Below are 18,946 nucleotides of genomic sequence, written 5' to 3' on the forward strand. Positions count from 1 at the left end.
AGGGGGGCAGCATGGTCATACCCGAATTCGCCAGCAGCACCGAAGTCGAGGTGCTGAAATGGCGTGACGGCGCCGCCAGCAAGAGTCGCGACGTGGTTGCGGAAGAAGTGCCGGTGGCGCTGGAATACAACGGCATTTCGCACGCCGTGATGATGGCGTCGCCGGCCGACCTGGAAGATTTTGCCCTGGGCTTTTCCTTGACCGAAGGAATCCTGCAGGATCGCAGCGAGTTGTTCGATTGCGAGATAGTCAGCGCGGCCGATGGCATCCAGGTGCAGATGCAGATTGCCAGCGAACGTTTTGTCGCACTCAAGGAAAAGCGGCGCAACCTGACCGGCCGTACCGGTTGCGGCCTGTGTGGCGCGGAAACCTTGCAGCAGGCAGTGCGCAAGCCGGCGCCGGTGGTTTCCGATGCACGCTTTTCTGCCGCCGTTATTTATGCCGCGATGGCCGCCATGCAGCAACAGCAGCATCTGCAACAAGTGACCGGCGCCACTCACGCCGCCGCGTGGCTGCAGGCTGACGGCGAGATCGCGCTGGTGCGGGAAGATGTCGGCCGCCATAACGCCCTCGATAAATTGATCGGGGCACTGGCGCAAAAAAATCCGCCGCAGGATTTTTCCAGCGGCGCGGTGCTGATCACCAGCCGCGCCAGTTATGAAATGGTGCAAAAGGCAGCCAGCATGGGATGCGGCTTTATCGTCGCGGTATCGGCGCCGACGGCGCTGGCGATCCGCCTGGCAGAGCAGGCTAACGTGACCTTGCTGGGTTTCGTGCGGCAACCCGGTCACGTGGTGTATACCCATCCGCAACGCGTATTGCCCTCATGAACCTAACCGCGTCAACCACAGAATCGCAGCAGAAAGGGTAAGTCCTATGAATTTGGAGCAGCTGGTGAAGATGGCGAATCAGATCGGTTCATTTTTCGAATCCATGCCTGACCGCCAGCAAGCCATGGCGGATCTCGCCAGCCACCTGAAGCGCAGCTGGGAGCCGCGCATGCGGCGCGAGTTGCTGGCGTATGTCGACCAACAAGGCGGTGCGGAGCTCCAGCCTTTCGTGCTGGAAGCGATTCACCTGCACGTCAGCACCTTGCAGTAACGCTTAGGCCCTAGCGCAAGAACACCATCTGCGAAGGGCTGCCCAGCCCGGTATAGCCGTCGATGAATTGCAGCTTGCCGCTGTACTTGTCGATGGCGAACTGGGTGATATTGTCGCTGCGCTGGTTCAAGGCGTAGATATAACGCCCCTGCGGTTCGATCACGATGCTGCGCGGATAATCGCCGCGCGTCCATGTTTCCGCCACCCAGCTGAGCTTGCCTTGCACGCCGACGGCGAACTGGGTGATGCTGTTATGCAAGCGATTCGCGACATACAGGAAACGGCCGTCGTGGCTTACGGTCAGCCCGGATGCAAAACTGCTTCCCTGATAATTTTTCGGCAAACTTGAAATGGTTTGCTGTTCTTGCAAAGTCCCGCTGGACTGGTCGAAGTGATAGAGCGTCAGGGTGGAGGCTTCTTCATTGATCAGGTAGACATATCTGCCGTTCGGATGAAATACAAAATGGCGCGGGCCGGCGCCTGCCGACGAGGCCTTGATGAAGGCCGGCGTATTGGGCGTCAAGCCGCCGTTGCTCTGGTCGAAGCGCCATTGATAGATGCGGTCCAGGCCAAGATCGGTCGAAAAGGCAAATTTGCCGCTGGGATCGCTGGCGATCATGTGGGCGTGCGGGGCGTCATGGCCGCTGACGGCGAAGCTGCCGCTGGGCGCGGCCTCCGGCTGCGCAACACCGGCCGGACCGGCGCTCTGCTGCACCGATGCCGCCGGCAGCAGACTGCCGTCCTCAGCCAGAGGAAAAGAGGCCACCGAGCCGCTGCCGTAATTGGCTGCCAGCAGATAGTTCTGTTTTGGCGTCAACGCCACATGCACCGGCATCTTGCCTTGCGCATCCTGCTGATTCAGCAAAGTCAGCGAGCCATCCGCCCGGTTCACCCCATACGCCGCCAGCACGCCGTGCTGGCTGTCTTTGTAACTGGCCACCTCACTTGCCACGTACAGCGTTTTGCCGGCCGCGTCGAGACTGAGCTGAGCGGCATTCGGCAAGTCGCTGACGAGTTTTACCCGGCTCAGCGCGCCTGACTGGCTATCCACTTTAAACAGATAGACACCTTCGCCGTTGGGGTTGTAAGTCCCGACATAAGCGAACAGGGCTGGGGGCGAAGGGGGTTCGGCTCTTAGCGGCATGCTGGTCATGGTGAGTAGTGCGATGGAGAGTGCCATTCTTTTGGATAGGCGGAGGAGGGCTGGTTGCATCTGCATATTGTCTCCGATAGCCGGGCTTGCTGTTCCGGAATTTCTTGTCAGATTGCTGCGATCAATGAATATAGGTGCATCCAAATCGAATGGCAACATGTAACTTACCCATCGCCATGTTATTCGTCGCCATGGGTAACATTTGTCGGGCGCCTCATATTGGAGCGCAAAGCACTGAAATGTAGGGAGCATTCAGGTTCTCGGCTAAAATGGCGCTCGCGATAAGACTTTGGTGAAGGCCTGGATGGACTTTCAATTCATTAGCCCCAGAAAAAATGCCCTGGTTTATCTGGTCAAGATCCTCACAGGCTGCTTGATCACCTGGTACGGACTGCGCGCCCTGGGTTTGGAAGAGCCGTACTGGGCCATGATTTCACTCATCATCGTGACCGAGCCGGATGTCAACCTGGCCAAGGCAAATTTCCGGGCCCGTTTGATCAATACCCTGAATGGCTGTGTGGTGGCTTGCCTGGCGCTGGTGCTGTTCGGTCCTGGATTCTTTTCCTTGCTGGTTGCTTTGGCAACATCGGTGCTGGTGGCCATGCTGTTGCAAAACTACCCCGCCAACTGGCGCCTGGGGCCGGCGACGGTGGTGATTTTGATGTCCGCTGCGATAGGCGGTAAAGGTCTGCACCAGGAGCTGGAATATGCTTTGTTGCGCGTCGGTGAGGTTGTTGCTGGCAGTACCGTGGCATTATTGCAATCGCTGGCGTATTCGTATGCACTCAAACGACTGGCGCCTAGCACTAGCTGATTTGCCCTTGCTGATGGCCCGCTGCGAGTTTCATTGATCGAATCTATCCGAATCTATTGACGTAATTTCCTTAGCAACACTATAGTGACAAAATGATTTCAGAATTCCATCAATTATCAGAAAAAATCGGCCAACTGGCCGAACTGACGCACGCCTTGCGTCGGGAAAATGCCGAACTGCGTCAGCGCGCAACCGCTTTGCAGAGTGAAAACGAAGAGCTGAAGCAACGCATCAGCGAAGCGCATCAGCGGGTTGCCGCATTGCTCGAGAAATTTCCGGCATTACCGCAAGAACTGTCGCAAGATCAGGAGCTTACATGAGCCAGTTAAGCGTTAACATCATGGGCCAGCCGTATACCCTGGCGTGCAAAGAAGGCGAAGAAAAGGCATTGCAGGAAGCCGTGACTTATCTGGACGGGAAAATGACTGCGATTCGCGACGCCGGAAAAATTCGCGGCAACGATCGCATCGCCGTCATCGCCGCGCTTGGCATCGCCGCCGAATTATTGGGGGCCAAAGCGCCTTCCGGTCCGTTGTCCGAGCTGACGGTATCGGAAGTAAAACAGAATATCGCCGCGATGCACACGGTGTTGGATGAGGCTCTGGCGGCACAGGAAGATTTGTTCTGATCGCCCGTTTAACCATGCTGCTGGCTGCATCGCCGCAAAAAAACTTTCGCCAAAAGGGGTTTGACTTGGGAATCGTTTGGAGTAGACTAACGACTCCTGCCGTGTTCGCGATTGTCATAAAATCCTTGAACCATTTATACGCAACGGCTGCGGAATTTTGTTCGATAGGTGTGAGCGTCGCTAGTCCGATGAGCCCGAAATTGAACTAACTGCGGCCAACTTGAATCGCTTTGGTTCAGGATGCCGACAAAGCGGCACAGGCGGGACTTGATTCTAAAGCGGCTGCATGCATATGCAGCCGCTTTTTTTATTTCTGCTTTTTTCTTATGTACGGGATAGGGACGAGGGATAGAGACGAGGGACAGAGACGAAATGAATTATTGGCTAATGAAATCCGAGCCGGACGACGCCAGTATCGACGACGTGCTGGCCATGCCGCAGCAGACCATTGCGTGGTATGGCGTGCGCAATTATCAAGCGCGCAATTTCATGCGCGATGCGATGCAGGTCGGCGACGGCGTGCTGTTCTATCACTCCGGTTGCGCCGTGCCGGGGATAGCCGGCCTGGCTGAGGTGGCGAGTACGCCTTATCCTGACAACACGCAGTTCGATCCAAAAAGTAAGTATTTCGACGCCAAGGCCGAGCGCGAAAACCCGCGCTGGATGCTGGTAGATGTGCGCGCCCTGAAGAAAACGCGCCTGATCGCTTTGCCGGAATTACGCCAACAGGAAGCGCTGGCCGAGATGCAGATCCTGCGTCGCGGCAACCGGCTTTCGATCACCCCGGTCAGCGCCGCCGAATGGCGGCACATCGGCAAGCTAATGAAGGCTTGATCGGCAAGCTTATGAAGGCATGACGCCGCCTGCGGTTGGGATGGTAGCTGTGGTATGAGCTGCATAGAGTTCGCGTAATACATTCTTTTGCACTTTGCCCATGGTGTTGCGCGGCAGTTCCTCGGCGAAAAACACATGCTTGGGCACCTTGAAATTGGCGATTGTGGTTTTCATCATGGCGATCACGTCCGCAGTTGTCAGTGTGGCTTCCGGCCGTTTCACGATGACTGCAGTCACAGCCTCACCGAAATCAACGTGCGGAATGCCGATTACAGCTGATTCCAGCACGCCATCGATTTCATCTATCAGGCTTTCGATTTCCTTTGGATAGACGTTATAACCGCCGGAAATGATCAGATCCTTGCTGCGGCCGACGATCGCCAGATAGCCATCGTTATCGAATTTGCCGACGTCGCCGGTCTTGAAATAACCGTCGGCGGTGAATTCCTCTGCAGTCTTTTCCGGCATGCGCCAGTAACCGTGGAATACATTCGGCCCCTTGACCTGGATTTCACCGATTTCGCCGGCTTCACAAGCTGTACTGCAAGCAGCTTCGCCACCATCGCTGTCAGTCTTGATCAAGCGCACCGAGACCCCCGGCAGCGGCAAGCCGACGGTGCCGCCGCGCCGCTCCTGTGCATATGGATTGGAAGTGAGCATGGCGGTTTCGCTCATGCCGTAGCGTTCTAATATGGTGTGTCCAGTACGTTCGATAAATTCTGCAAAGGTATCGGCTAGTAACGGCGCCGAGCCGGATACAAACAGGCGGATATTGCGACAAGTGTTGCGATCGAATTCGCTGCTCGCCAACAGCCGCACATAATAAGTAGGCACGCCCATGAAAATCGTGCTGCGCGGTAGCTGGCGGCAGACTTCTGCGGCCTCGAATTTCGGCAGGAAAATCATTTTGCTGCCGTTCAGCAGTGCGCCGTTGGCGGCTACCAGCAAGCCGTGAATATGGAACAGCGGCAGCGCATGCAGCAAGACGTCATCAGCTTGCCAATGCCAGTATTGCTGCAGCACCTGGGCGTTCGAAGCGATATTACCGTGTGAAAGCATGGCGCCCTTGCTGCGGCCGGTGGTGCCCGAGGTATACAAGATGACGGCGAGGTCGCCGGCTTGTTTTTCAACTGTCTCAAACTGGTCCGGGTGATGCATGGCGCGCGCCAGCAGCGAGCCGGAATTGCGGCGGTTGTTGCCACCTTCGTCCAGGGTGAACAGATGCCGGGTGCCGGCCTTGAAAGCAATTTGCGCCACCCAGCCGAAATTCTGCGGCGAGCAAACGAATACCGCCGGTTCTGCATCGCCGATGAAATATTCGATTTCCGCAGCGCGGTAGGCGGTGTTCAGCGGCAAATAGACGAAACCGGCGCGCAGGGTTGCCAGATAGAGTATCAACGCCTCCGCTGATTTTTCCACCTGCACGGCAATCCGCGCACCGCTCGGCAACCCCAGGCTGCTGAACAAATTGGCGATCCTGGCGGAGGCGCGTTCGACGTCGCTCCAGGTGTAGTACTGGCCATCGTGGGTTTCGATGCAGCAAGCGGTTTTGTCGGCTGGAAAGCGCGATGCGAAAAGGCTGTAAAGATTGGCTGTCATAGGTAACGCGGGGAAGGTTTGCGGCAGGTAGGTGGAATGCGTTCGCCTGACCACGGTTGGGCGGCAGGGCGAACGCTACGCTGCGGTTCAGGTAGAAGATTTGCTGGCGGCCTTGATTGGCGGCGCAGCGGCCGCGCCGGCGTACTGGCGCGGATTTCTATAGGCGATGATCAGCAGCACGATGCCAAGCACGATCATCGGCACCGACAGCATCTGGCCGGCGGAAATGGTGATGCCGCCAAACGTCACGTTATAGTCCGGCACGCGGAAATATTCGGTGAAGAAACGGGCGCAGCCATACAGCAGCGAGAACATGCCGGCCACCGCCATGCGCGGCCGCGGTTTGCGCGAGAACAGCCAGAGGATGATGAACAGCAGTACGCCGTCTACCAGCATCTGATAAATCGGCGAAGGATGGCGCGGCAGGCTGTCGACATTTGGCCAGATCATGGCCCAAGGCAGCGATGGATCGGACACCACCCGGCCCGGCAGTTCACCGTTGATGAAATTGCCGAGGCGGCCGGCGGCGTAGCCGAGCGGCACCATGGGTGCGATGAAATCCATGATGTCCATCAGTTTGCGGCCGGCCTTGCGGCCCCACCACGCCATCGCGATCATGACGCCGATGAAACCACCGTGGAACGACATGCCACCCTTCCAGACCGCGATGATTTCGGCCGGATGCGAAAAATAATAGGAGGGATCGTAAAAGAACACCTGGCCCAGGCGGCCGCCGATCACCACCCCCAGCACGCCATAGAACAGCATGTCGTCGATATTCTCTTTTGTCCAGCCGGCGGCGGCAATATGCGCTTGCTTGATCCTGATGCGGCCGAGCCAGATGAACTGGATGAAAGCCAGCAGATACATCAGGCCGTACCAGCGCACGTGGAGCGGCCCTAAAGAGAAGGCGATCGGATCGGGCAAAGGATGAATCAGCATGTTCTATTACTTTCTTAATAATTCCAAAAAGGCTTGCAATACCGGTGAAACATTATCGCGGCGCCAGGCCAGGCCGGTCTCGACCAGCGGCGTCTGATCCTGCAGTTCGCGATAATCGACCCCTGGGCGTTGCAGGTTCGACACCGATTGTGGCACAAGCGCGATTCCCATGCCAGCCGACACCAGGCCGACGATGGTTTGCATCTGGATCGCTTCCTGGCCGATATGCGGGGTGACGCCAGCGGCGCGGAAGCAGCCCAGGATAGTATCGTGAAAGCCCGGCGAGATACGGCGCGGGAAGATAATCAAGGGCATCTCGGCCAGCGAACTCAAGGCGATCTTGCCCTTGCTGCGCAGCACCTTGAGGCCGCTCGGGGCAGCCAGAATCAGCGGTTCCGACAACACCGGCTGATAATCCAGCGCCAGTTTGGCCTTGTCCGGCAGCGGCGGAATCAGCAGGCCGGCATCGATCCTGCCTTCCATCAATTGCGCCAGCTGCAGATCGCTGGTGGCTTCCTGCAAATCGATTTGCACCTGCGGGTAAGCCTCACGAAACGCGCGCAGCAAAGGCGGCAAGATACTGTAATCGGCAGTCGAGACAAACGATAGCGTCAGCAAGCCGGATTCGCCGGAAGCGGCGCGCCGCACCAGATCAGGCAAGCTGGACGCCTGCTGCAGCAAGCGTTGTGCTTCCGGCAGCAACGCCAGCCCGGCCGACGTCAGCGCAACGCTGCGTTTGGTGCGCGCAAACAAGGGCGTGCCAAGATTGGCTTCGAGCGCCTGGATTGCCTGCGATAAGGGCGGTTGCGTCATGTGCAAGCGTAGCGCCGCGCGACCAAAGTGCTTTTCTTCGGCAACCGCGACGAAATAGCGCAGTTGCCGCAACTCTATGTTCATAACCTCGTACCTAATAAAAAAGCCGGAGAGGAGCCGGCTTTTGGTATTGCGTAACGATCAACTTTCCGCGCATTTCAACGGCCAGGGCGCTTATGCTTGTCGAAAGTTTTCTTGACCCGTTCCTGCCTGGTTTTTTCGAGTTCTTCATGGGCGCGCCGTTTGTCCAGGCCGAGCATCGGTTCCAGGAACTCAAACCAGATAAAGGCTACCGCCATCAGGCCGGCGATCCACCACCAGGATATGCCGGCAAACGGACCGATCTCGAAGTATTTTAATGCTATTAACGAAACGATAATAATGATCAATGGCATGGTATTCCCTTTTTCCTTGCGGAAAGGATAGGGCGAAAGATGGCGCTGGTCAACGCATGTTTGATCTGATACGTTAATCTGATACGTTGATTTAATATGTCAAATCCCAGATGTATGTTGGTGTTTCCGGGATATGAGAGAATGCGGACGGGCAGGTAAAATGGTGTCACTTTTTTTGACGGAGATAAGAATGAAACGTTTGTTGATCTGCGCATTGCTAGGCGCAATGGCTTCAGGTTCCGCTCTGGCCGACGCCGGTCTGGATCTGGCAAAATCGAAGAACTGTATGGCTTGTCACTCGGTGCAAAACAAGGTGGTCGGCCCGGCATACAAAGACGTTGCAGCGAAATTCGCCGCTCAAAAAGGCGCTGAAGACATGCTGGTGCAGAAAGTCATGAAGGGCAGCACCGGCACTTGGGGTGCAATCCCGATGCCAGCTAATCCGCAAGTGACCGAGGCCGAAGCGCATACGCTGGTGAAATGGATTTTGTCGCAGAAGTGATAGCGCAAGCTATGCTGCAAACAGGGCGCTCAAGTGAGCGCCTTTTTTTACGGCCATAGTTTGCAGAGTCAAAAAAAAAAGCGCCCCGGTAAGCGGAACGCTTTTTGCAGCAAATGCCAAGAACCGTTATTTAGTCACGGTCAACAGGGTGCGCTCACCGTTTCTGTAGGTATACAAGGTGATGGTGCCGTCCTGGATGTCGCCCTTGGCGTCAAATGCGATCATGCCGGTCACGCCCTTGTGGTGGATCTTGGCCAGTTCCGGCAGATATTTTTTCGGATCGGCCGACTTGGCTTTTTGCATGGCGTCTGCCATGACCATCAAGGCATCGTAGGTGTATGGCGCGTAGATCACGACGTCCTTGCCGTATTTCTGTTTGTAGGCGGTCTTGAATTGGTCCAGGCCTTTTTTGGCAGACTCTTCCACACCGCCGGCTTCGGCGCAAATCACTTGATCGTTGCTGATGCCGTCACCTGCCAGTTTCGGCAGATCGGAAGTGCAGATGGCGTCGCCGCCCATGTACTTGGCGGCAATCCCCAGTTGTTTCATCTGGCGCAGCATGGGGCCGCCGCCGGCATCCAGTCCGCCGAAGAATATGACGTCAGGTTTCTTGGCTTTGAACGAAGTCAGGATGGCGTTGAAGTCGGTCGCCTTGTCGTTGGTGAATTGGGTGGCGACGATAGTCATGCCGGCGGCTTTGGCAGCCTTGGAGAATTCTTCCGCCAGGCCCTGGCCGTAGGCGGTGCGGTCGTCGATCACGGCAGCGGTTTTGGCATGCAGCGTCTTGGCGGCATAACGGCCCAGGGCGCCGCCCAGCTGGCTGTCGTTGGCGACCACGCGGAAGGTGGTATTGAAGCCTTGCTGGGTATATTTTGCGCTGGTGGTCGAAGGCGAAATTTGCGGAATGCCGGCATCGTAATAAATCTTCGAAGCAGGAATCGAGGTACCCGAATTGACGTGGCCGATGACGCCGGCAACCTTGGCGTCGACCAGTTTCTGCGCTACCGCGGTAGCTTGTTTCGGATCGGATGCGTCGTCTTCCGTCATCAATACGAATTTGGTTTTCTTGCCATCCAGCGTGATGCCTTTTGCGTTGAGTTCTTCGATCGCCATCTTGGCGCCGTTTTCATTGTCTTTGCCGATGTGGGCGATAGGGCCGGTGATCGGGCCGACGTGGGCGATCTTGACCGTTTGTTCTTGCGCGTATGCGCTGGCAGAGAGGGACAACGCGATCGCCGCGGCCAATGGAATCATTTTGATTTTGCGCACCAGATTTTCTCCTAAGGATTTACAACGGAATTAGTAGTAAGTTTTTTAGACATCCGACTTCAATCAGTAGTTCGGTCTGTTCAGGGCCCTAAACGTTACAACATAACAATTGCTTCGCAAAGCGGTTTTATACATTTTTTATCAACCCGGCAGAATGTGGCGCGCGCGGAAATAAAAAAGCGCCCCGGCGCTAAGGCCGGGGCGCTTTTGCAAAACAGTTGACTATGATTTACTTGGTCACGGTCAACAAGGTGCGCTTGCCATCCTTGTAGGTGTACAAGGTCAGCGTACCGTCCTTGATATCGCCCTTGGGATCGAAGGCGATCATGCCGGTCACGCCCTTGTGCTGGATCTTCGCCAGTTCCGGCAGATATTTCTTCGGATCGACGGAGTTGGCTTTTTGCATGGCTTCCACCATGGTCATCACCGAATCATACGAGTAAGGCGCGTACAGTTTGACTTCAGCGTTGTACTTCTTCTGGAACGCCGCCTTGAAATTGTCCAAGCCTTTCTTGCCGGATTCTTCGACACCGCCGGCTTCGGCGCACACCACTTCGTCATTGATCAAGCCATCGCCTGCCAGCTTGCCCAGCTCGGCAGTACACATGCCGTCGCCGCCCATGAACTTGGCCTTGATGCCGAGCGCCTTCATCTGCCGCAGCATCGGACCAGCTACTGCATCCATGCCGCCGAAGAAAATCACATCCGGATTCTTGGCTTTGATCGAGGTCAGGATGGCGTTGAAGTCGGTTGCCTTGTCGTTGGTGAACTGGGTTGCGACAATATTGACGCCAGCGCTTTTTGCGCCTTTAGCGAATTCCTGTGCAACCCCTTGGCCGTAAGCGGTGCGATCGTCGATCACGGCGATATTCTTGGCCTTCAGCGTAGTAGCTGCATAACGTCCCAGCGTGCCGCCCAGTTGGCCGTCGTTGGCGACCACCCGGAACACGCTGTTAAAGCCTTGTTGCGTGTATTTCGGGCTGGTGGCGGCGGGCGAGATTTGCGGGATGCCGGCATCGTAGTAAATCTTCGAGGCTGGAATCGTGGTGCCTGAATTCAGGTGGCCGATGACGCCGTCGATCTTGGCGTCCACCAGCTTTTGCGCGGCAGCAGTGCCTTGCTTCGGATCGGAAGCATCATCTTCCGCCAGCAGCATGAATTTGACTTTCTTGCCGCCGATGGTAACGCCTTTGGCGTTCAATTCTTCGACTGCCATTTTGGCGCCGTTTTCCATGTCTTTGCCGAGATGGGCAGAAGGACCTGTAACCGGGCCGACATGGCCGATCTTGACGATTTGTTCCTGAGCGCAAGCTGAGCCGGCAGCGCTCAGGGCCAACGCGATTGCTGCAACCAACGGCAACATTTTGTTCTTCATCTGCACGTATTTCCTCCTAAGGATTTATATAAGTAAGTAAAGTCACTCCGCTCTTCAATGAGCGGAACATGTAAACGTTACAGCAGAACAAAATCTTCGCAAAGAGTTTTCCTGTGTTTTAGACAATACCCTTGCGATCTATGCGGGGATTAGCGGTGCGGAGCGGGAGGATTTTGTGCGAGAGGGAGAGAGCAATCGCAGCGTTGGCAACGGCATGCGGGTTCTTTGGAGAGAATAAAAAAAAAGCGCCCCGGCTAGCGGGGCGCTTTCAGATGCAGCGAAATACGATTATTTTGTCACTGTCAGCAAAGTGCGTTTGCCATCCTTGTAGGTGTACAAGGTCAGCGAACCGTCCTTGATGTCGCCCTTAGGATCGAACGAGATCACGCCCGTCACGCCCTGATGGTGAATCTTCGCCAGTTCCGGCAAGTATTTTTTCGGATCGGACGACTTGGCTTTTTGCATGGCGTCAACCATTGTCATCAACGCGTCGTATTCATACGGTGCGTAGATCACGACTTCCTGGTTGAATCTCTTTTGGTAAGCCACCTTGAAGGCGTCCAGCGCAGCCTTGCCTGCATCCGGCACACCGCCCGCTTCGGCGCAGACTACCTGGTCGTCTTTCAAGCCAGCGCCGGCCAGCTTGGCCAGTTCAGTGGTGCACAAGCCATCGCCGCCCATGTATTTGGCCTTGATGCCGAGCTGGTCCATCTGACGCAGCATCGGGCCGCCGACTGCATCCATGCCGCCGAAGAAGATCAGGTCAGGATTCTTGGACTTGATGGAAGTCAGAATCGCATTGAAATCGGTGGCTTTGTCGTTGGTGAACTGAGTCGCGACGATATTGGCGCCTGCCTTCTTGGCGCTCTTGGTGAATTCTTCCGCAACCCCTTGACCGTAGGCGGTACGGTCATCGATCACCGCGACATTCTTTGCCTTCAGCGTATTGACGGCGTAACGGCCCAGGGTGCCGCCCAGCTGGCCATCGTTGGCCACCACGCGGAACGCGGTGTTGAAGCCTTGCTGGGTGTACTTAGGATTGGTAGCGGATGGCGAGATTTGTGGAATACCTGCATCGAAATAAATCTTCGATGCCGGGATGGTTGTGCCGGAATTCATGTGGCCGATAACACCCTTGACCTTGGCGTCCACCAGCTTCTGCGCAACTGCAGTCCCTTGTTTCGGATCGGAGGCGTCATCCTCGGAAGCCAATACGAAGGTGACTTTTTTACCGCCGATCATGGTGCCTTTGGCGTTCAATTCCTCGATCGCCATGGTGGCGCCGTTTTCATTGTCCTTGCCGATATGAGCGTTGGGGCCTGTCAAGGGGCTGACCTGGCCGATGGTGACTACTTCCTGTGCCGAAGCTGGACCGGCGAAAGAAAAAGCCATGGCAATTGCGCCAACCAACGGAATCATTTTGATCTTGTTTTGCATGAACGTCCTCCTGAGGATTTAAAATAAACCAAACATTTATAGTTTCACCATCCGCTGCTTTTTATTACATATTCAGTACTCTGAATAAAAGCAACGTTACAACATAAAAAACGCTTCGCATAGCTGTTTTTTTTGCGAATTCTTAAAACAGCCGGAGCTACCCTTAACACCTTGGCATGAGCAAACATTACACTCTCGACAAAGTCGATCGCAAACTACTCAACTTGCTGCAGCGCGACAATCAGATGCCGACCCGCACCCTGGCCGACAAAGCGCACATTTCACAGCCAACCTGCCTGCGCCGCCTGCGCGATTTGCGCGACGCCGGCGTGATCAGCGCCGACGTCTCCCTGGTCGATCCTTTCGCGCTCGGCTACGGCATGCTGGCCTTTCTCGAAATCTCGCTGAATCACCAGTCGGACGAACACATGCAGGAATTCGAGCTGCGCATGAACAAGGAAGTCGAAGTCATGCAATGCTATTTCGTGTCCGGCGATTACGATTATTTCCTAGTCGTGCATGTGATCGATATGGATGCCTACTATCAGTTTGTGCGCCGGGTTATTTCCGGCTCCGGCAATGTCCGTCATTTCCAATCTCGTTTTCCCATGAAACGCGCCAAATTCGTTACCCGCGTCGCCTTCGACGAGAAGCCGGCAACGGTCGAGGTGCGCAGCGTCAAATGATGCACTCGAACAGTGCGCCTGACTGACAAAAGCGGCAGCCCTATCGATTCCCGCAGACACTTACGCAAAAACCGGGCCATGCCTTGAGGCAACCCTGCGCAGGTAAAAAAAAAGACCGGCGCTGTCACCAGCACCGGTCTTTTTTCATCGCCTTGCTACAACAGGCGTAAGGCTCATCATGCTTGCACAGGGCGCGGCAAAATCAATGGCTGCGGCGCTTGCCGTGGCATGCCGGTAAACGCAAAATCGACTTCCGGCCGGCGGCCCGAGACGATCTCGGCGATGGCGCGTCCGGAACCGCAACCCATGGTCCAGCCGAGCGTGCCGTGGCCGGTATTGAGGAACAGATTGCTGATTTTGGTTTTGCCGATATACGGCACGTTGGATGGCGTCATCGGGCGCAAGCCGGTCCAGTAAACCGGATTATCGTAATCGCAGCCGTCCGGGAACAACTCGCGGGTGCGGCGGGTAATCGCTTCGCAACGGGTAGTGTTGAGTTCGCGTGTGTAACCGTTCAGTTCGCAAGTGCCGGCCACGCGCAGGCGGTCGCCCAGGCGCGACACCACCAGCTTGTAGCCGTCGTCGGTCAGCGAAACGCTTGGCGCTGCGTCGGAGTTGGTGATGCGATAGGTGGCGGAATAACCCTTGCCCGGATAAATCATCAATTCGATGCCTAGCGGCTTCAGCAACGGTGTCGAGAAGCTGCCCATGGCGACCACGAAGGCGTCCGCATGCAGCACTTCGTGACGGCCGTCGGCGTTGATCACTTCAACCCCGGTGATCTTGGCGCTGGCGCCGCTGCCCTCGGTAATCAGGCGGGTGACGCTGGTGTTGTACTGGAAATTGACGCCGGCTTCGGCGGCTTTATCGGCCAGCCCCGAAGTGAATTTGTAGACGTCGCCGGATTCATCGGTGGCGGTAAAATCGCCGCCGACGATCTTGTCGCGGATGCGCGCCAGCGCTGGTTCGATCTTCACCACTTCATCGGCGCTGATGGAATCGCGCGGGCAGCCCAGGTCACGCATCAGTTGCGCGGCCGGCAGCGAGATATCGAATTCTTTTTGTTCGGTATAAAAATGCAGGATGCCGCGTGTCAGGCAATCGTAGTCGACGCCGGTTTCGGCGCGCACTGCTTGCAAGGTCTGGCGGCTGTATTCGCAGATGGCGACGATCTGGCGGATATTGTCGTTGGTGCGGGCCGGCGTGCATTCACGCAGGAAATTCAGCGCCCATTTCCATTGCAGCCATTCCGGACGGAAGCGATACAGCAGTGGCGCATCTTCCTGCCCCAGCCATTTCAATACCTTCAGCGGCGCTTGCGGATTGGCCCAAGGTTCGGCGTGCGATACCGAAATCTGGCAACCGTTGGCAAAACTGGTTTCCTGTGCCGCACCCGGCTGGCGTTCGATCACTGTCACGTCGTGACCTTCCTTGTTCAGGAACCATGCAGAAGTGGTTCCGATAACGCCAGCGCCCAATACAATTACTTTCATTTCATCTCCAAAAACATCCGTTGTCTTACAAATTAGTTACAAATGAGTTACTAATGAGCTACGTTCTCAATAGCGTTATTGTAAGAAAACGGAGGTTTTTTAGGCGATCAAAATGAGCTCAATTTTTTTTACTTTTATCTATGGCGATACAAATTGTGATTGGAAAACAAAAAAATATTGCTAAATGTTTGTTTTTTTCAATTTGACTAATTCCAGCGATACTGCTCTGGAAATGACCTCGTCCAGGGTTTGATGCAAACCATTCCTGATTTGCGCCGCCATGCCTTCCACCGCAGTCTGTAAAACGTCCGCCAGGCCGTCACGAACCCTTTGTTCGATGACGAAATCGATCCGGTCCTGCAACTGTTGCAGCACTTTTTCCCTTACCTCAGCCTCTAACCGCTCCCAGTCATGCCGGCTCAGGGTGGGTTGTGCAACGGTTTCCCGCTGCGCCACGGGCAGTTCAAAATTATCTTCATCGCCGACCGGCGCAGCGGCAACGCTGGCAACTGGCGCTTGCGGCGTCTCTATAACGTCGGTCAAAGTCGGCAGCGGAACAATGACCTCGGTCAATAAAGGGATATTGGCGTCATGTTTACCGTTGGGCATTACGGATTCCTCTATACATTGTCAGCAACAAAATGGGTCAGCGGATAACCGCGTTGCTGGTAAAACCGATAGCGCTCGCGGCCGCCGGCCTTGTCGTCGTCGGCCAGCGAGATGATTTCAAACATTCTTTCGAAGCGGGCGAAATGCTGCGGGGTTTTGCCGGAAAGGTTGATCAGGATCTGGTGATGCGGCCACTCGGTCTCTTCGTCGGCGGCCAGGATCACCGGAGTTTGCGCCGCCAGCGGATCGCCGGCCCTGACGTGCGGCAGGAAATCGTGCTCGGAAAATGTCCAGAGCGCCCGGTCCAGCGTCGCCAGATCCTCGGTATTACTACTCAATATGACGATCTGGCGCTGTGCCGTGCGGGCTTTACGCACCAACCGGCAGGTGTACAGAAATTTGTCCGAAATATTGGTGTGAAAGTCGATTTGCGTCATGAGTAGTGATAGTCGGGCCGTGAGGTCTTAAAAGCGGAATCCAGGTGGCGCGTTGCCAGCCGCCGGCAGGGAATCGCCGTTGTTGGCTGCTTTCGCTCCGTTAGCTGCCGGCGCCGTGGTTTTGTCGGAGGAGCCGGCCGCGGGCGCGGCGGCTACCGGCGCTGCATTGCGATAGGTTTTTGGCAAGAGATTCTTTTCCGGATAACCGGCTGCCGTCAGCGCCGTGCCCCAGGCGCTGGCGGAGAAACCGCTTTCCTTGCTGCGGCCAACGGTCAGCAGCGGCAAGTCGTTTGAGCTGCTGATCTTGCGTACGGCGGCAATATCGTCATTGCTTTTCACGGTTTTTTCGCTGAATGGAATGCCGCGCTGATTCAGCATTTTGCGGCCATCGTCGCAGGGGATGCATTTATCCGCGCTATACAGTGTGACGGGATTGTTCTTGACCGCCAGCGCCACTTCATAAGGCAAGCCGTCGCTGGCGTCGCCTGCGCCGGAGGCAGCGGTTTTCTGTTGCGTCACGTTGCCCTTGGCCGGTGGCGTATCGCTGTAAGTGACTTTGCCATCCGGACCGGTCGATTTATACAGTTGCGCTTGCGCGCCGGCGGCCAGCATCAGCAAAAAAAACGTTGCAGCGAATTTCGTCCCGGCTTTGGTCCCGGCTTCTATCCCAACTCTCATCCTTTTCCCCTTATTTGTAAGAATCGCCGACGTGCGGCGAAGGTTTTGCCTGTGTTGGTATTGCTTTGCTTCTGGTTTTCTAGCTTCTGGTTTTTTCTATTTACGCCGCCATGCCGCTATGCCGCAACAAGGCGTCTATGCTTGGCTCACGTCCGCGAAATGCCTTGAACGATTCCAACGCCGGGCGCGAGCCGCCGACGGCAAGGATTTCGTCGTGGAATTTTCTGCCGGTCTCGGCCGACACCACATTGCCGTCATGCGCGGCCGCTTCTTCAAACGCACTATACGCATCGGCCGACAGTACTTCAGCCCATTTGTAGCTGTAATAACCAGCCGCGTAGCCGCCTGCGAAAATGTGGCCGAACGAGTGCTGGAAACGGTTGAACGGCGGCGGGCTGATGACCGCGATCTTGGCGCGTACCTGGTCGATCACGTCTTGCACGCTTTGGCTGCCATACGGATCGTAATCGTCGTGCAAGTGCATGTCGAACAGGGAGAATTCGACCTGGCGCAAGGCCTGCAGCCCGGATTGGAAATTCTTGGCGGCGATCATCTTGTCGAACAGCGCGCGCGGCAACGGTTCGCCGCTTTCCGCCTCGGAGCTCATGTGCTGCAAGACATCCCACTCCCAGCAGAAATTCTCCATGAATTGCGAAGGCAATTCGACTGCATCCCATTCGACGCCGGAAATGCCGGATACACCGAGCTCGTCGACCCGGGTCAGCATGTGATGCAAGCCGTGGCCGAACTCGTGGAACAGGGTGATCACTTCGTCATGCGTAAACAAAGCGGCTTTGGCGACGCCGTCGACTACTGCCGGCGCGGTGAAGTTGCAGGTCAGGTAAGCGATCGGGGTTTGTATTTCGCTGCCGAGGCGGCGCCGGGCGCGCGCATCGTCCATCCATGCGCCGCCGCGTTTGCCGTTGCGGGCATACAGGTCGAGATAAAACTGGCCGATCAGCTTGCCGTCTTTTTGAATCCGGAAAAACTTGACGTCCGGGTGCCATACCGTTGCCTGGTCGGCGCTGATATCGACCGAAAACAGTTTCTGCACCAGCTGGAACAAGCCGGCGACCACCACCGGTTCCGGGAAATATTGTTTTACTTCCTGCTCGGAAAAAGCGTAACGCTGCTCGCGCAGTTTTTCCGCGGCATACGCCAGATCCCAGGCTTCCAGCGAGGCCAGGCCCAGCTGTTCTGCGGCGAAGGCGCGCAGCTCGGCCAGATCCTGTTCGGCAAACGGACGGGCGCGCTGGCCCAGGTCTTGCAGGAAGTGCATTACTTCAGCCGAGGTCTTGGCCATTTTCGGCACCAGCGACAGTTCGGCGTAATTCTCGAAGCCCAGCAGTTTCGCTTCTTCATTACGCAAACGCAGGATCTCGACAATGTTCGCGCTATTGTCCCATTCCGGGTTTTCGCCCAGTTCGGATGCCTTGGTGGCATTGGCGCGATACATTTTTTCACGCAAGGCGCGGTTGTCCGCGTATTGCAGGATCGGGAAATAAGAAGGGAAATGCAGCGTGAATTTGTAGCCCGGCTGGTCGTCTTGCTCGGCGGCGGCGCGCGCTGCCTGGCGCACATCGTCCGGCAGCCCGGCCAATTCCGCTTCGTCGGTGACGAACAAACCGTAGGCGTTGGTGGCGTCGAGGATGTTTTCCGAGAAGCGGGTGGTCAGCGCTGCGTGTTTTTCCTGGATTTCGGCGAATCGGGCTTTCTTTGCCGGCGCCAGTTCGGCGCCACCCAGCTTGAAATCGCGCAAGGCGTTGTCGACGATCTTGCGCCGTGCCTCTGACAGGTCGGCAAATGCGGGATTATTCCTGATGGCCTTGTACTTGTCGAACAAGGCCAGGTTTTGCGCCAGCGCGGTCCAGAATTCGATCAGCTTCGGCTGGTTCTCGTTATATGCAGCGCGCAATTCCGGCGTGTCGGCTACCGCATTCAAATGGCTGACAATGCCCCAGGCACGGCTCAATTTCTCGGTCACGTGTTCCAGCGGCAGCACAAAATTGTCCCAGGTGACGGCGTCGGTGGACGCTTCCAGCTGGGCGACCACGGTATGCGCCTGTTGCAGCAGCGCCGCAATCGCCGGCGTGACGTCGGCTGGCGTGATCTGGTCGAATTTGGCCAGACCGGAAAAGTCGAGCAGGGGATTGCTGGCCTTGATAGCGGTAGATGTCATTG

At 56.3% G+C, this 18,946-nt stretch carries 21 protein-coding genes and 1 other RNA gene; 9 read left to right on the forward strand and 13 right to left on the reverse strand.

What is annotated here, in order from left to right:
- Positions 1-11: 11 nt before the first annotated feature.
- Complete coding sequence (gene fdhD / locus VNZ60_RS04780) at positions 12-830, forward strand: formate dehydrogenase accessory sulfurtransferase FdhD (protein WP_325657278.1); 819 nt, start codon at positions 12-14, stop codon at positions 828-830.
- 46 nt (positions 831-876) lie between these two features.
- Positions 877-1,101, forward strand: a complete 225-nt coding sequence (locus VNZ60_RS04785) for a formate dehydrogenase subunit delta (RefSeq protein ID WP_325657279.1) — start codon at positions 877-879, stop codon at positions 1,099-1,101.
- Between the two features lie 10 nt (positions 1,102-1,111).
- Here VNZ60_RS04785 and VNZ60_RS04790 read toward each other — a convergent pair whose 3' ends face one another.
- Entirely contained in the window at positions 1,112-2,281 is a 1,170-nt protein-coding gene (locus VNZ60_RS04790; protein ID WP_325657280.1) for a lactonase family protein, read from the reverse strand.
- A gap of 277 nt (positions 2,282-2,558) precedes the next feature.
- On the opposite strand from VNZ60_RS04790, the gene VNZ60_RS04795 reads away from it, so the two are divergent.
- The 5 genes from VNZ60_RS04795 to VNZ60_RS04815 all read left to right on the forward strand — a co-directional run bounded on the left by VNZ60_RS04795 (position 2,559) and on the right by VNZ60_RS04815 (position 4,530).
- Entirely contained in the window at positions 2,559-3,068 is a 510-nt protein-coding gene (locus tag VNZ60_RS04795; RefSeq protein WP_325657281.1) for an FUSC family protein, read from the forward strand.
- Positions 3,069-3,160: 92 nt separating this feature from the next.
- Positions 3,161-3,388 carry a DUF904 domain-containing protein gene (locus tag VNZ60_RS04800; RefSeq protein ID WP_325657282.1) on the forward strand — a complete coding sequence of 76 codons (228 nt, stop codon included), beginning with the start codon at positions 3,161-3,163 and terminating at the stop codon, positions 3,386-3,388.
- Positions 3,385-3,696, forward strand: coding sequence for a cell division protein ZapA (locus VNZ60_RS04805; RefSeq protein WP_325657283.1), 312 nt, complete (start codon positions 3,385-3,387; stop codon positions 3,694-3,696). The genes VNZ60_RS04800 and VNZ60_RS04805 overlap by 4 nt, the downstream gene beginning before the upstream one ends.
- 90 nt (positions 3,697-3,786) lie before the next feature.
- Positions 3,787-3,967, forward strand: a non-coding RNA gene (gene ssrS, locus VNZ60_RS04810) — 6S RNA.
- Positions 3,968-4,068: 101 nt separating this feature from the next.
- Complete coding sequence (locus tag VNZ60_RS04815) at positions 4,069-4,530, forward strand: EVE domain-containing protein (RefSeq protein ID WP_325657284.1); 462 nt, start codon at positions 4,069-4,071, stop codon at positions 4,528-4,530.
- 9 nt (positions 4,531-4,539) lie between these two features.
- On the opposite strand, the gene VNZ60_RS04820 is transcribed toward VNZ60_RS04815, so the two are convergent.
- The 4 genes from VNZ60_RS04820 to VNZ60_RS04835 form a co-directional block, all read right to left on the reverse strand.
- Complete coding sequence (locus VNZ60_RS04820) at positions 4,540-6,129, reverse strand: malonate--CoA ligase (RefSeq protein ID WP_325657285.1); 1,590 nt, start codon at positions 6,127-6,129, stop codon at positions 4,540-4,542.
- Positions 6,130-6,216: 87 nt separating this feature from the next.
- On the reverse strand, positions 6,217-7,071 hold the full coding sequence (lgt, locus tag VNZ60_RS04825) for a prolipoprotein diacylglyceryl transferase (RefSeq protein WP_325657286.1): 855 nt from the start codon (positions 7,069-7,071) through the stop codon (positions 6,217-6,219).
- A 6-nt stretch (positions 7,072-7,077) separates the two neighbouring features.
- Positions 7,078-7,968: a LysR family transcriptional regulator gene (locus VNZ60_RS04830; RefSeq protein ID WP_325657287.1), complete on the reverse strand. Its 891-nt coding sequence runs from the start codon at positions 7,966-7,968 to the stop codon at positions 7,078-7,080.
- Between the two features lie 74 nt (positions 7,969-8,042).
- Positions 8,043-8,279 (reverse strand): TIGR04438 family Trp-rich protein, encoded by a 237-nt coding sequence (locus VNZ60_RS04835; RefSeq protein WP_325657288.1) that lies wholly within the window; start codon positions 8,277-8,279, stop codon positions 8,043-8,045.
- Between the two features lie 190 nt (positions 8,280-8,469).
- On the opposite strand from VNZ60_RS04835, the gene VNZ60_RS04840 reads away from it, so the two are divergent.
- The gene (locus VNZ60_RS04840) at positions 8,470-8,781 is read left to right on the forward strand and encodes a c-type cytochrome (RefSeq protein ID WP_325657289.1); all 312 of its coding nucleotides are present in this window, start codon (positions 8,470-8,472) and stop codon (positions 8,779-8,781) included.
- A gap of 126 nt (positions 8,782-8,907) precedes the next feature.
- Here the strand turns inward: VNZ60_RS04840 and VNZ60_RS04845 are convergent, their stop codons facing one another.
- The 3 genes from VNZ60_RS04845 to VNZ60_RS04855 form a co-directional block, all read right to left on the reverse strand.
- On the reverse strand, positions 8,908-10,035 hold the full coding sequence (locus VNZ60_RS04845) for a branched-chain amino acid ABC transporter substrate-binding protein (RefSeq protein ID WP_325657318.1): 1,128 nt from the start codon (positions 10,033-10,035) through the stop codon (positions 8,908-8,910).
- A gap of 244 nt (positions 10,036-10,279) precedes the next feature.
- On the reverse strand, positions 10,280-11,425 hold the full coding sequence (locus tag VNZ60_RS04850) for a branched-chain amino acid ABC transporter substrate-binding protein (protein ID WP_414648776.1): 1,146 nt from the start codon (positions 11,423-11,425) through the stop codon (positions 10,280-10,282).
- Between the two features lie 288 nt (positions 11,426-11,713).
- On the reverse strand, positions 11,714-12,862 hold the full coding sequence (locus VNZ60_RS04855; protein WP_325657291.1) for a branched-chain amino acid ABC transporter substrate-binding protein: 1,149 nt from the start codon (positions 12,860-12,862) through the stop codon (positions 11,714-11,716).
- Positions 12,863-13,038: 176 nt separating this feature from the next.
- On the opposite strand from VNZ60_RS04855, the gene VNZ60_RS04860 reads away from it, so the two are divergent.
- Positions 13,039-13,548, forward strand: a complete 510-nt coding sequence (locus VNZ60_RS04860; protein ID WP_325657292.1) for an Lrp/AsnC family transcriptional regulator — start codon at positions 13,039-13,041, stop codon at positions 13,546-13,548.
- Positions 13,549-13,724: 176 nt separating this feature from the next.
- On the opposite strand, the gene VNZ60_RS04865 is transcribed toward VNZ60_RS04860, so the two are convergent.
- The 5 genes from VNZ60_RS04865 to VNZ60_RS04885 all read right to left on the reverse strand — a co-directional run bounded on the left by VNZ60_RS04865 (position 13,725) and on the right by VNZ60_RS04885 (position 18,944).
- Positions 13,725-15,041, reverse strand: coding sequence for a D-amino acid dehydrogenase (locus tag VNZ60_RS04865; protein WP_325657293.1), 1,317 nt, complete (start codon positions 15,039-15,041; stop codon positions 13,725-13,727).
- 180 nt (positions 15,042-15,221) lie between these two features.
- A complete protein-coding gene (locus tag VNZ60_RS04870) occupies positions 15,222-15,650 on the reverse strand; it encodes a hypothetical protein (protein WP_325657294.1) in 429 nt (142 codons plus the stop codon).
- An 11-nt stretch (positions 15,651-15,661) separates the two neighbouring features.
- Entirely contained in the window at positions 15,662-16,087 is a 426-nt protein-coding gene (locus VNZ60_RS04875) for a DNA polymerase III subunit chi (RefSeq protein WP_325657295.1), read from the reverse strand.
- Between the two features lie 27 nt (positions 16,088-16,114).
- Positions 16,115-16,765 (reverse strand): glutaredoxin family protein, encoded by a 651-nt coding sequence (locus tag VNZ60_RS04880; protein WP_325657296.1) that lies wholly within the window; start codon positions 16,763-16,765, stop codon positions 16,115-16,117.
- A gap of 100 nt (positions 16,766-16,865) precedes the next feature.
- Positions 16,866-18,944: a M3 family metallopeptidase gene (locus tag VNZ60_RS04885; RefSeq protein WP_325657297.1), complete on the reverse strand. Its 2,079-nt coding sequence runs from the start codon at positions 18,942-18,944 to the stop codon at positions 16,866-16,868.
- Positions 18,945-18,946: the final 2 nt, after the last annotated feature.

The organism is Collimonas sp. (genome assembly GCF_035566375.1).
Classification (GTDB): domain Bacteria; phylum Pseudomonadota; class Gammaproteobacteria; order Burkholderiales; family Burkholderiaceae_D; genus Collimonas.